Origin of the sequence: Niallia oryzisoli, assembly GCF_043641075.1 — a bacterium.
Classification (GTDB): domain Bacteria; phylum Bacillota; class Bacilli; order Bacillales; family Cytobacillaceae; genus Bacillus_BD; species Bacillus_BD oryzisoli_A.
On sequence record NZ_JBHZRC010000004.1, the window covers coordinates 168,168 to 181,642 of the forward strand.

13 protein-coding genes are annotated in these 13,475 nt (G+C 37.0%); 5 read left to right on the forward strand and 8 right to left on the reverse strand.

All coding sequences use genetic code 11. The features are described from left to right. Window positions 1–259: 259 nt before the first annotated feature. The 3 genes from ACHUFV_RS14730 to ACHUFV_RS14740 all read left to right on the forward strand — a co-directional run bounded on the left by ACHUFV_RS14730 (window position 260) and on the right by ACHUFV_RS14740 (window position 2,020). Entirely contained in the window at window positions 260–667 is a 408-nt protein-coding gene (locus tag ACHUFV_RS14730; protein WP_394235398.1) for a globin domain-containing protein, read from the forward strand. Continuing rightward, window positions 664–1,545, forward strand: coding sequence for a ClpXP adapter SpxH family protein (locus tag ACHUFV_RS14735; protein WP_394235400.1), 882 nt, complete (start codon window positions 664–666; stop codon window positions 1,543–1,545). Before ACHUFV_RS14730 ends, ACHUFV_RS14735 begins: the two co-directional genes overlap by 4 nt. A gap of 301 nt (window positions 1,546–1,846) precedes the next feature. Then, window positions 1,847–2,020, forward strand: a complete 174-nt coding sequence (locus ACHUFV_RS14740; RefSeq protein ID WP_394235402.1) for a hypothetical protein — start codon at window positions 1,847–1,849, stop codon at window positions 2,018–2,020. A gap of 46 nt (window positions 2,021–2,066) precedes the next feature. Here the strand turns inward: ACHUFV_RS14740 and pepF are convergent, their stop codons facing one another. The 5 genes from pepF to ACHUFV_RS14765 form a co-directional block, all read right to left on the reverse strand. Then, window positions 2,067–3,884 carry an oligoendopeptidase F gene (gene pepF, locus ACHUFV_RS14745; protein ID WP_394235403.1) on the reverse strand — a complete coding sequence of 606 codons (1,818 nt, stop codon included), beginning with the start codon at window positions 3,882–3,884 and terminating at the stop codon, window positions 2,067–2,069. Between the two features lie 437 nt (window positions 3,885–4,321). Then, the gene (locus ACHUFV_RS14750) at window positions 4,322–5,512 is read right to left on the reverse strand and encodes a competence protein CoiA (RefSeq protein ID WP_394235405.1); all 1,191 of its coding nucleotides are present in this window, start codon (window positions 5,510–5,512) and stop codon (window positions 4,322–4,324) included. Window positions 5,513–5,613: 101 nt separating this feature from the next. Beyond that, entirely contained in the window at window positions 5,614–7,128 is a 1,515-nt protein-coding gene (gene cls / locus ACHUFV_RS14755) for a cardiolipin synthase (RefSeq protein ID WP_394235407.1), read from the reverse strand. Window positions 7,129–7,271: 143 nt separating this feature from the next. After that, window positions 7,272–7,937: an adaptor protein MecA gene (mecA, locus tag ACHUFV_RS14760; protein WP_394235409.1), complete on the reverse strand. Its 666-nt coding sequence runs from the start codon at window positions 7,935–7,937 to the stop codon at window positions 7,272–7,274. 276 nt (window positions 7,938–8,213) lie between these two features. Next, window positions 8,214–9,245, reverse strand: coding sequence for a ThiF family adenylyltransferase (locus ACHUFV_RS14765; RefSeq protein ID WP_394235411.1), 1,032 nt, complete (start codon window positions 9,243–9,245; stop codon window positions 8,214–8,216). A 354-nt stretch (window positions 9,246–9,599) separates the two neighbouring features. Here ACHUFV_RS14765 and ACHUFV_RS14770 point away from each other — a divergent pair, with 354 nt between their 5' ends. After that, entirely contained in the window at window positions 9,600–11,429 is a 1,830-nt protein-coding gene (locus ACHUFV_RS14770; RefSeq protein ID WP_394235413.1) for an aldehyde ferredoxin oxidoreductase family protein, read from the forward strand. Between the two features lie 67 nt (window positions 11,430–11,496). Here ACHUFV_RS14770 and ACHUFV_RS14775 read toward each other — a convergent pair whose 3' ends face one another. From ACHUFV_RS14775 to spxA, 3 genes are all read right to left on the reverse strand, one after another. Then, window positions 11,497–11,769 carry a hypothetical protein gene (locus ACHUFV_RS14775; protein ID WP_394235414.1) on the reverse strand — a complete coding sequence of 91 codons (273 nt, stop codon included), beginning with the start codon at window positions 11,767–11,769 and terminating at the stop codon, window positions 11,497–11,499. A 2-nt stretch (window positions 11,770–11,771) separates the two neighbouring features. Then, a complete protein-coding gene (locus tag ACHUFV_RS14780; RefSeq protein ID WP_394235416.1) occupies window positions 11,772–12,044 on the reverse strand; it encodes a ubiquitin-like small modifier protein 1 in 273 nt (90 codons plus the stop codon). 111 nt (window positions 12,045–12,155) lie between these two features. Then, window positions 12,156–12,551, reverse strand: a complete 396-nt coding sequence (gene spxA / locus ACHUFV_RS14785; protein WP_394235418.1) for a transcriptional regulator SpxA — start codon at window positions 12,549–12,551, stop codon at window positions 12,156–12,158. Window positions 12,552–13,028: 477 nt separating this feature from the next. Here spxA and ACHUFV_RS14790 point away from each other — a divergent pair, with 477 nt between their 5' ends. Beyond that, window positions 13,029–13,214 (forward strand): hypothetical protein, encoded by a 186-nt coding sequence (locus tag ACHUFV_RS14790; protein ID WP_394235420.1) that lies wholly within the window; start codon window positions 13,029–13,031, stop codon window positions 13,212–13,214. Window positions 13,215–13,475 lie beyond the last annotated feature (261 nt).

The window sequence follows — 13,475 nt, forward strand, 5'->3', positions numbered from 1 at the left end:
ACCCGTTAAAAACGGGTTTTTTACATGAAAGTCATTTAAACGACAAATTTCTTATTCTTTAAAATTTGCTGAATAAAAGCTCTTTTTCTTTATTCATTAACCCTACATCCCCATTATTTAACTACTTTAAGGCTATTTAATTGAGATATAAAAGGTAGCTTGTTAAAATAGAAGAGTATTTATTTAGTGTTATATATCAGCCCAATATATCGTTTATTATCAAGGGATGCTAAAACTACATGGCAAAGGGGATTTAAATATGGTCGAAAATGCACCAACACCATTCGACATGATTGGGGAAGAAAAACTGTACCGGTTAATTGATGCTTTTTATCGTCGTGTTGCAAACCATCCTGATCTCGCACCCATTTTTCCAGACGATTTAACAGAGACTGCTCGAAAACAAAAACAATTTATGACGCAATTCTTGGGCGGTCCACCATTATATACTTCAGAGCACGGACATCCTATGCTTCGAGCACGGCATCTCCCATTTGAAATAACTGAAACCAGAGCAAAAGCATGGCTTTCCTGTATGAATCACGCTATGGATGAGGTAGGCCTGACAGGATCTTTTCGTGAATTTTTCTTCGCGAGACTAGTTCAAACAGCCGAGCATATGATCAATACTGATGAAAACCAAGATTTGAAAGGTGAGAGAACGTGACAAACGATGAAGCATTAGAATTTAATACTGCTTCCTATCCCTTTCACTGCAATGAAAACAAGCCGATAGAAATATATATGTTCATTGACCCAATTTGCCCGGAATGCTGGGCTCTGGAACCAATCATGAAAAAGCTGCAAATTGAATACGGTCAATACTTTAAGATAAAACACGTTGTTAGTGGACGTTTGGCCATGCTTAATTTGGGTAGGAAACAAAAGTATGAAACCATTGCAGAGCTTTGGGATAAAACAGGAAGCAGATTTGGGATGTCATGTGATGGAAGTCTTTGGCTGGAGAATCCAATATCAGCGCCGTATCTTGCATCCATTGCCATTAAGGCTGCCGAGCTTCAAGGAAGAAAAGCCGGGATTCGTTTTCTTCGAAAGCTACAGGAAATGTTATTTCTTGAGAAGCAAAATATATCCACAATTGAAGTCTTACAGTCTTGTGCAGAAAGTGCAGGATTAGATGTTGCTGAGTTTATTTCCGATATCCATTCGAATAGTGCTGCAAAGGCATTTCAATGTGATCTGAAGATTACCTCTGAAATGGATGTTTCGGAAATTCCAACGCTTGTATTTTTTAATGAAAATATTGAAGAAGAGGGCATCAAAATTACAGGAAATTATCCTTATGAAGTATATGTCCAAATCATTGAGGAAATGTTACAGGAGCAGCCAGTTAAGTCCAACCCGCCGCCATTAGAGGTATTTCTAAAGCATTTTCATTTAGTTGCTTCAAAGGAAATATCAGTCGTTTATAATAAGTCAGTTCAGGAAGTGGAGCGGGAACTGAAGAAGCTGCAGTTAAAACAGCTTGTTGAAAAAATACCAGCAAAACATGGAACTTTTTGGAGGTATATACCAGAATCATAATGGTATACCTTTATATTTTATTTGCATAACGAAAAAGACCTTGCTCTCGCAAGGTCTTTTTCAATTAAATACGAACAAAGGGGATGGGAGAAATTTTTCACGGTCAAACAAAGGGGTATATGTTTGCTTGTGATCAACTTCACACCAATAATATATCATTTGCCAAAAGGGTTGACAAGGTAATTGTGCCTAGTTTCACATAATTGTCAAAAACACGTCCTACTATTAGGCTTCGTGAATATATTATAGATATAACAGTGATATTTATAACTTTATACATTTTATGTAAGGAGGATAAGGCATGAAAAAATTATATATGCTCTTCCTTGTCCTGTTTATCGTCTTTTCCTTTTGCCTGCAGGTTCTAGGATTAATGGAGTTATTACCGATTTACCTTACTGCTCCACTATTGTTCTTTTCTCTTTTTCTATTACTTAATTACCTGAATAATCGAAAGAGATTTAAAGGATTTTAACGATTTTTATAAAAGGAGTTGACCGCAAACCGGTCAACTCCTTCTTTTAATTAAGCAGCTGTTCTAACTCAGAAAGTTTCTCATCAAATACTTTACATGCATCTTCAACCGGTTTTTTACTTGTCATATCAACACCGGCTTTTTTCAATACTTCGATTGGATAATCAGAACTTCCAGCTTTTAAGAAGTCAATATATCGTTTTACAGCTGGCTCTCCTTCTGTGAGGATTCCTTTACTCAAAGCAGTTGCAGCACTAAAACCAGTTGAATATTGATATACGTAATAATTATAGTAGAAGTGTGGAATCCGGGACCATTCTAAACCGATTTCGTCATCGATTACCATACCTTCAACACCGTAATACTTTTTATTTAATTCATAATAATCCTGTGTTAAGCTTTCTGCGGTTAACGCCTCATTATTTTGTGCTTTTTGATGGATTAAGTGCTCGAACTCTGCAAACATCGTTTGTCTAAAGACAGTTCCTCTAAAGCCCTCCAAATAATGATTTAATAAATAAATACGTTTTTGCTCATCGTCAATTGTTTTTAATAAATAATCATTTAGCAGAGCTTCATTGCAGGTTGAAGCCACTTCGGCTACAAAGATTGAATAATTCCCATAAGGATAGGCTTGTGTTTTTCTTGTATAATAGCTGTGTACAGAATGACCGAATTCATGTGCAAGCGTAAATAAGTTATTCACATTATTCTGCCAGTTCATTAGTACATATGGATTTGTGCCATAGGCTCCTGAAGAATACGCTCCGCTCCGTTTTCCTTTATTCTCATGAACATCGACCCAGCGGTTTTCAAAGCCTTCCTTTAAGACGCCAATATACTCTTCGCCAAGAGGCGCTAATCCCTTTAAGATAATATCCTTTGCTTCCTCATAGCTAATCTCCATTTTGACATCTTTCACAAGTGGTGTATATAAATCATACATATGTAGCTCATTAAGTCCAAGTACCTTCTTACGCAGTTTCACATAGCGGTGTAATAAGGGCAGCTGCTCACTAATTGTACTAACGAGATTATCATAAACACTTTCAGGAATATTGTTTTCAGAAAGCGCCGCATGACGTGCAGATGAATAATTTCGCACTCTGGCATAGAAATTATCCTTTTTTACATTTCCACTTAACGTGCTTGCAAAGGTATTGCGAAATTTTCCATACGTATCATACACAGCTTTAAAGGCGTCATGACGCACTCTTTGATCAGCGCTCTCTAAAAAGCGGCTGAATCGGCCGTGCGTTACCTCTACTTCCTCACCATTTTCGTCCTTAATACACGGAAACTCAAGATCTGCGTTATTCAATGTACTAAATGTATTACCTGAAGCACCCAGTACCTCAGAAGCTTCTGCCAATAATGCTTCCTGTTCAGCAGTTAGCACATGTGGTCTTTGTCTGTTAATTTCCTCTAAGGAGTGTTCATATAGTTTTAATTCCTCTTTTTCAGCTAAGAAGCTATTCACCTTTTCTTCCTCAATGGAAAGTAACTCAGGAACAATAAAAGCAAGACTGCTTGCTGCCTGTGAATACAGATTTTTCATCCGATCATCAAGACCCTGATAGAAGGAATTTGTCGTATCCTGATCAAATCGCATATGTGAATATGCATACAGCTTTCCAAGGCGCTCTAATAACTGATCCTGATATTGCAGAGCACGATAAAGAGTATCTGAACTTTCTCCTAATTTACCTTGAAATTCTTTCGCCCCAGGAATAAGCGATTTTACCTCTTGAAATTCCTGTTCCCAGACTTCATCACTTGCAAAAATATCCTCTAGTCTCCACGTATCTTCTACTGCAATTTCACTTCTTGAAGGAAGCTTATTTACCGCTGCTTCATTTGCCATCATAATCCTCCATTCATTTGTTTTCAAAACTATAGGCCCAGTTAAACTTTGTTGTTGATTTCCGTTCCAGGCACTTCGCTTTCCGCAGGCGACCGCCGAGCCTCCTCGACACTTCGTGTCTGTGGGGTCTCGACTGTCTCGCTTCTCCTGCAGGAGTCTTCGTGCCTTTCACTTCAATCAACTTGCTAACAATAATCAACAATAGTCTTTAACATAGCCAAACTGCAAAAAAGTTTATTACTAACTTCTATTAGTTTACCGCAATTTCCTCCCATTTAAAAAAGTTAGCCATTTTTAATCAATATTTAGTTTGTAATACTGTATTGTTGATTTCCATTCAAGAAACTTCGCTTTCCGCGGGCGACCGCAGGAGTCTTCGTGCCTTCCACTCCAATCAACTTGCTAACAAAAATAAATACTGTTTTTAACACGGACTTCTATTTAAAAAATAAATGTGCGAATTTCCGATAAAAAAGCTCTTCCTGCTCCTGTTGCATTAGAACATGTTCAGGAGTCTTCACCTCATTTATGATTTTAAATGTTGTGTCGTTTACAGCCTCTAATACCTGTAGCCTAACTAGTAGATGGAAATATTCTAACAACGCTTTCCTTGGGTGGCAGTCGCGAACCAATGGCAGTAAACGTAATTTGATTTGATTCTTACGGACACGCTTCATAAAACTGCGATATATTTCTTCAAGTGTGATAACGCCCTCTTTTTTTCGATAAATATGATCTAAAAACAAATAGGACTGCCAAACAAGTGGAGCGGTTTCAATGATCGGAGCATTTGCCACAGGTAAACCAATCATTGCAGGGAGTAGAGAAATATTCATTCCCTGAAGATACAGCTCTTTGATTACATCATTTGTATAATATCCCTGCAGAAGCAAGCTAGATTTATGCGAGCGGATCTCACGCTTCCAATCATGGCAGGTACAGGTATTATTCCTTTTGACAGGTGCAATAAGATATTGGATTAAAAAGGATTGATGTGGAAAAATGGATATTTCGGATAGGACATTTTTCGAAGAAACAGGTGAAATATTGGTTAAGAGGATAAAGATATTTGATTCGGGACAGTATGCTGGAAGATACCATAGACCAGAAGGACTTCTTGTAAGAAATAAATAATCAAAATTCGAAAGAGAGACTTTGCCGCTTCCTTTCCGTTTAATATTTTTACCACCCAGAATCCAAATCGGAGTGATATTTTGTGTTCGATACGCATTGGTTCTTTTGACCATCAGTTCAGGGGGGATATTAGCACATTGAAATTCAATGGCAAAATTCCGATCAAAGCAAGAAACTCCAATATCTGGTCTTTGCCGAATAGATGAATAAAAAGGTTCAAGGTATGGAGCAAGTTGCTGTTTTTCGAGCCATTGATATAATTGAAGCTTTCCATTCAGATGATATTCTGTTTCCTTTTCGTAACTTTCAACACAAAATGAGCCCTGTTGATGAGCAAAGTGCTCCATTTTTTTCGTTCCTACCTTCATGATGACTTTTTCTCTACATTCAGGACAAAAAAATTCCTCCTTCTCCCTCTCCTTTTTTAGCAGTTCCTTTGAACGTCTTGGGAGTAAATGGACAATTGTCCCGTCTTTTCGGATGGCAGTTAACATTACCATCTCCTCCTTTCCTCCTTTAACATTCGCTAAAATCCGTCAGATTCCTTCCTTAACGAAAAATAAAAAATCCATCCTAAATGGATGGATTTTTGTACCTATAATAATGGTGATAACAGTCGGGATGTCGATTCAAGTAAACGATATCCAAAATGTCTTTTCTTAAATGTTTCTGTATGAATTTCTCTTGCGTTCTCTATATCATTTAGATATTCTCTTACTAGCTTTTCTGTGCTTTTGGTTCGATATAAAAAAGCGTTCACTTCAAAATTCAAATGAAAACTCCTCATATCCATATTAGATGTCCCAATTGATGCAAGTTCGTGATCAACAATAATAAATTTGCTATGCATAAATCCTTTTTCATATTCATATATTTTCACTCCTGCATTAAGCAAATCTGGAAAATAGGATCGTGATGCATGAAAGACAATCCGTTTATCCGGTTTATTTGGCACTAGAATCCTGACATCAACCCCACTCAATGCAGCTATTTTTATTGCAGAAAAAATATCCTCATCGGGAATAAAATATGGTGACGCTATCCAAACAGATTCCTTTGCTGAAGTTATCATAGAGAAAAAGATATTTTTTATCGCACTCCATTCATTATCTGGTCCCCCGGCAATTAGTTGAACCCCGCCATGCTTATTCTCTTCAAGCATCGGTGATAGATATTCTGAGGTTAAAAAACTTTTGTTCGTCATATAATACCAATCCTGAAGGAAAATCAGCTGCAGTGATCTTACTGCTTCCCCTTTTAACATGAGGTGGGTATCGCGCCAGAAGCCAAAATGCTCATTTCTCCCCAAATATTCATCACCGATATTTAATCCTCCGACAAATCCAATGCTGCCATCAATGACAATTATCTTTCGGTGATTGCGAAAGTTAAATTTACTATTTAGGAAGGGAAGCTTTACTGGGCCAAATAGCACCATTTCAATCCCTTCGCTTTTTAAATCCTGAATATACTTTTTAGAAAGCTTCCATGACCCTACAGCATCATATAAAAAACGAATTTTAACACCTTCGTGGGCTTTTTGAATCAATACAGACTTAATCCTTTCCCCTATTTGATCATCCCTGACAATATAGTATTCAAGATGAATATGGTGTACCGCTTTCGAAAGCTCTTCAATAATATGGCTGAAGGTTTCTTCACCATTTGTTAAAACCTTTGTATCCGTACCAAATGAAATCGGACTGTTGCCTAGCCTTTGCGCCAAGGAAAAAAGCCTTTTTTGGTGTGCACCGGCCTGATTTATTTTCCCTTCACTGACTGGGTCCTGTCCTTCATGCTGTATAAATGCCTGGCGGTCAAGGAAATATTTCTCCCGAAACATCTTTTCCTTACGATAATTTCGGCCGAATAATAAATAAAAAATAAAGCCAAAAAGCGGAAAGCCACCCAGAACAACCAGCCATGTTAAGGTTTGTGTCGGATGGCGATTTTCCAGGAAAATAACAAAACCAATTACTGTACCCAATATCGTTAGCAATATACTGATATAACCAAATAAGCCGCTTAAAATATCTACATATGTATTAAGAAAATAGAGGATAGCAGCAATAATACCGATGAAAAGAAGAATATTTACCGTATTTTTCATTCCAACCTCCACACTAAGAAAAGCGCAAACTTCTAATCAGCCTTAACGCCGGCTGCTTGCACAAGACCACTATCAAAGTTTAAAAGTTAACTTTCTTTTCTTATCCTATAAAAAAAACCGATTCCGTTTAGGAAATCGGTATATCACATAAAGTACTTTCTAATTTGCATAAATACATTAGATTCCATGATTACTTTACCGTATTCTTCCATTCTGTGAATAGTCATATTGGACTCCAGACCATATTCAAGAAGAATACTTAATATATCATCAATTTGATCCTCTTCAAATTCATCCTCTTGGAATTCAGTATATAAATAATAATTTCCTTCAAAAAAGAAAAGTTTTGTTGTTAAATCATCCAGTCCAGTTCGTTTAGAAAGAGCAATAAGATCTTCAAAATCCTGGAACCTAATTAGAAAATCCATACGGTCATCAAACTCCGTCTGACTTTCATCCTGATTTGGATTAAAGTGATTATCAAGCAAATCTTCAATTCTTGCATCAATCGGCAAATCTTTGAACTTTTCATCAGATATTGGGAGTTCAAATTTATTACCATCTTTAGAGATTTGAGCTTTAGTCACTAAAATTTCTAACCCTTTATCAAGGGCTTGAACCTGAATCCACAGTGGACCTTCAACCACAAATTCTTCTTCATGGTGAACCTCATCCATCATTTCCCAGAATAGTTCTTCACTTCGATCTCGATTATACCAGATTTCTTCGCGATCGAAACCTCTCTCCTCAATGTCAATATAAGAGATGTAGAACTTCACCGTGTGATCATTAATACGCTCAATGTCCATATAGCAACTCTCCCTTCCTGCATTGGTTGAAGGGACAAAATACCCCCATACAGTTAGAAAAACAATCATTCCCTTTGTAGATATGAGTATCTTCATGATGAATGTTATTCTATACCTTGTACTCATATTTTATGATAAAAAATCAATAAAGGGAATTAAAATGCAACAAGTTTTATAAAACCAATATGTGCCTACATATCTTACCCATCATTGTATCATTACGAATGGATTTTGAAAAGTATTATAGCACGTAACCGTATGTACACGACCTGCTATTTATAAACCTATATACTTCGCATAAATTGATTTTGCCTTCACAGTATCATCTGTCCCGTGAACCAATACCCTTCCATCCTTAAAAAGCACCAGTGTGATATTGTTACCAGGTGAAAAACGAAGCAGATAAGGGTTTCCGGTTACTTTACCGATTTTCTTTAAGCGTTCGGCCTGTTCCTTCATATTTATTTCCTGTTTATTTTTAGGATTAATTTGAACCGTATCACGTCCACATAATGTCGTATAACTAACCTGCTTGTTTGAAGCGCGATCAAGGAAATCAAAATGCCCTTTTCCACATGTCGGACATTCCAGGCTTCTTCCGTGTGTTACATCCATTTGCATACTTGAATTATACCAAATATCTAGTTGCTCTAAATTCTTCGTAGGTTCTGCCCCCACTAACAGCTTGATGGCCTCCATTGCTTGGAATGATCCAATAATATCGGTTAAAGGAGATAAAACCCCGACTGTATCACAGGTTTCACCTAAACCTGTCGGTACAGTTGGAAATAGACAGCGGTAGCAGGGCGTCTTCCCTGGAATAATTACAGAAAACATTCCTCTTGAACTGACTGCCGCCCCGTGGACCCAGGGGATATTATGTTTAACTGCAACATCATTTATTAAATAGCGGCTTTGAAAATTATCGGTTCCATCAAGAATGACATCAAATCCTGTTAATAAGTCTTCAGCGTTATCTAAATTCACATCCGAAATAATGGCCTCAATTGTAACGGAGAGATTAATGTTTTTTAATTTCTTTTCTGCTGCGACTACTTTTGGCAGACCCTTAACCGCATCTTCTTCGTCATAGAGCGTTTGCCGTTGTAAATTCGACAATTCTACAAGATCTCGGTCAATCATTCTTACATACCCAACGCCTGATCGAACGAGATGGCTTGCAATCACCGTACCCAATGCACCCATTCCCACAATTACGACTTTACTATTTGATAATTTCTTCTGTCCCTCTAAACCAATTGGCTGGAATAAAATTTGTCTGGAATATCGCTGCAAGCTTTCCTCCATGAATATCCCTTCTTTCTTTACTTAATTTTATTTTATCTGATTATAGGTATATATCAAATTCGCTCGTCGAATTTGCGTCCGGATTTTTATCGAGCTCGCTCGATAAATTACCTTTAAAAAATCCGTGACATCCGCCGGAGGCTTAACTTCATTCAGCAAGGTCTTGAACCCTACTGAACCGGAGAGGCTTTTGTCAATCATCCCCAACTTATTTTAATTGTATGACTTCTGCTGCATGAAGTTATAATTTTAGCAAAAAAATATAAAAATAGTAGTCTAGTTAGAATAACTTTTATATAATAAAAGATAAAGTAACAAAACAATTTAGATATTAATGGGAGAGGTGACGAAACGATGAATCTTGGCGGCTTTACAAACAAAGAAGTTTTAGTAGATTTATCAGCAGGTTCAGTAAAATACAGACCTATTAATGAAGAGGATGCGAAAAAATACATTGGTGGACGCGGTCTTGGTGTAAAATATGTTCTAGATAATGGACCACAGGTCGAACCATTATCCGAGGATAATATTTTATGTATTATGACAGGTCCCGTAACAGGTTCACGTACATCTATGAGCGGACGTCTTTGTGTCGTGACAAAATCACCTTTAACTGGAACTGTAACAGATTCACATATGGGTGGTTGGACAGCTGCACGTTTGAAATGGGCTGGAGTAGATAATATTATCTTCAAAGGCAAAAGCAGCCAACCTGTTTATCTTTATATTGAAAATGGAGAAGCAGAGCTTCGTGACGCATCAGATGTTTGGGGATTAAGTACACGTGCAACCATTAAAGCCATGAAAGAAAAGTATGGTGAAAAAGATTTATCCGTTATGACAATTGGTCAAGCAGGAGAAAATCTTGTACGTTATTCCGGCTTTATGAACGAGCATGATCGATCAGCAGGACGCGGTGGTACAGGAGCCGTTGCAGGCTTCAAAAATCTTAAAGCGATTGTAATTAAGGCAGAACAAAAAGGAAATATGCCACAGCCTAAAAATGCAGATGAATATAAGAACGCTAATAAAAAGGCAGTGAAAGCAATCCTTGATGGCGGCTTAACAGCACCTAATAAAGGTGGTCTATCTGTTTACGGTACAAACGTTTTAATGAACCTAATCAATGAGGTAGGTGCTCTACCTACAAAGAATTCACAGATTACACAATGGGAGCATGCGGAAAAGATCAGCGGTGAGTATGTAAACGAACATCTTCTTGTTTCTAATAATGCATGTCATGCCTGTCCGGTCGCTTGTAAAATTGAAGTAGAAGTAAAAGATGGGCCATACAAAACAAGAGTAGAAAGCGTTGAATTTGAATCAGCCTTTGCCCTTGGTTCAAACTGTTTAGTTAGCGATGCTAAAGCTATCTCTTACATGATTGATCTTTGTAACGAATATGGATTAGATACCATTGAACTTGGACATGCCTTCTCTGTTACAATGGAAGCCTCTGAAAAGAGTCTCATTGATGAGAAGCTTGAATGGGGCGATGCTGACGGCATGATTCGTCTAACAAATGATATTGTCTTCCGTAAAGGAATAGGTGATGTTCTTGCCGAAGGACCTGCACGTGCAGCTGCTGAGTGGGGTGCTCCTGAAATTTCAATGTCTGTTAAGGGACAATCCATTCCTGCTTACGATCCGCGAGGTATTCAAGGAATTGGTCTTGGTTACGCAACAAGTAACCGTGGAGCATGTCACTTACGCGGTTATACCATTGCTAGTGAAATTGCTGGAATTCCAGAACCAACAGACCGCCTACAACCAGAGGGTAAAGGTGAATTACTAAAAGTATTCCAAGATTTGCATGCTTTTGGTGACTCAATGGATATTTGTAAATTCTCTTCTTTCTCTGAAAATGCAGAGCATTATGCTGAACAATATAGTGGAATGACTGGAATTTCAATGACTGCAGATGATGTGATGAAGGCTGGAGAACGCATTTACAATCTTGAGCGTTACTATAATAACCTTGCTGGATTTAACAAGCCTGATTATGACTTCTTACCAAAGCGTTTTACAGAAGAGCCTGCAACAGGCAACAGCGTCGGTCTCGTTAGTCGTATGGATATTATGCTGCAAGAATATTACGATGCACGCGGCTGGGTAAATGGTGTCGTTCCAGAAGAAAAGCTTCGCGAGTTAGGAATTGAACCGAGCCAATCATCTCAAGCATAATAAAAATGAAAAAGGCTATTGCATATTATGCAGTAGCCTTTTTCCTATTCCTTATAAGCTTTTATCCTTAGCCGCCGGCTCTAAAGGTTTTTTTTCGATACTGATTAAGCAGTTCTTCTAACGCATCACTATTCTCAGCCATAAAACGGATGTACACCGCATTTACCTTAAATACCGTTGTAAAGGCTATTACTTCTTCACCTAAAATCTCAGCACGCCAATCTTCACCACAATAAGATATCGGAAAAGTATCGCTTTTCTTTTTACCACCTAATTCCTCTAAGTACATGCCAAGATGGTGCATCGGAATCCCGCGAAACTCCAGCTCTTTTGCTTGCAAGATTAACCACCTGCCACAGGAGGAAAGAGCGCAAACTGATCATTCTCTGTCATTTTTGTTTGTAAATTTTCAGCATGAATGATATTTCTACCATTTATATATACATGCACAAACGGTTTTAATTGTCTATCCTCAGTAAATATTTCTTCTTCTAAAGGAGGAAACATGTTTACCATTTTCTCTAATACATCGATTACTTTATCTCCATCAGGGAATACTTCTACTGTAACTCCTCCACATATCTGCCGAAGATTTGCAAATACTTTAACCTGCACACTAATCCGTCTCCTTTAACTTCATCATACCCCTTATATCCAGGATATAATACTGATGACTGAAAATCATTGAGTGAAAAAAGCTGGCTCACAAAATGAGAGCCAGCTTTTCTAATTCACAAGTCGTTGCGCTTCAAGCAGCTGGTAAGTACGAACCTTACGAGGAAGAAATCTTCTAATTTCATCTTCGTTATATCCTACTTGCAGCCTTTTTTCATCAATAATAATTGGTCTGCGTAATAAACCAGGATTATCTTTTATTAATTGAAATAGGTCATGTAATGGCATTGTTTCAAGATTCACATCTAACTTTTGAAAAGACTTCGAACGAGTAGAAATAATTTCGTCTGTCCCGTCCTCTGTCATACGAAGAATTTCTTTAATCTCATTGATAGTTAGTGGCTCTGAAAAAATATTTCTTTCTTTATAAGGAATTTCGTGTTCTTCTAACCATGCTTTCGCTTTTCTACATGATGTACAACTTGGTGAAGTATATAACGTAACCATTTCCAATCCACTCCCTTATCATTAGACATACTATATATATCGTGTAAATATTTTGTCATTGTCTTTGTATTCTTAAATTAAAATAAGTTTAAATAAGTAATTTATATTGTTTATTATACACCATAACATAGTCTTTTGGTATCCTTTTTTTGAAAAAAGAAACTAAATTGAAAGAATTATTTATTATTTTACCAGCATTATTGAAGCTACTAATATTTAACGATTCAGATAGGTAAAGGTTTCATTTTTTTACAAAAAAATTTTAGATTTTTTTACTATAATCCAAATAAAATCAAAGCAGCCCATACCCTTTAACACTTCTCCTCAATAGAGAAATATACAGTTATTTTCTCAATTATCGAGTTAAAACAGAAAACATTTACTATTTAAAAGATTTCCATTCAAAAAGCAAAGGTTTTATAATACAATGAAAGAAAGAGACTTCTTGTTTGAAAATCCATGTTTTGGAGGTTAATGATGGTTGCTTATATTGTAGATTTTCTCTTAATTGCATTATTAATTATCGGAATAACCGCTATTAATGGTATCATCACAGATGGAATTGGAAATAAACTTTTTGGACGAAATAAAAAATCTGAATTTGTAAGTCAATCTGCCCGAATCCAAACCGGATGGAAAAGTGTAGGCGGAAGTAAAAAATAAAACGACCTCAAGATGAGGTCGTTTTTTTAACCATTATGCGTCATATCCAAACTTGATTTTTCCCCCTAATTACGCTATTTTATTAAGTAAGTATACATATTTATTAGTTTATATTGGCCTATGCTATGGAAACGCTTTACAATGATAGGACTTACACTTCGACGTTCATCGCATGTTATCGGGACTTCTCCCCAATAAGGAGAAATAAAGTGACTCAAAACTTGAGTAATTAGGGTGGCAGCGCGGACCATTCGTCCCTAT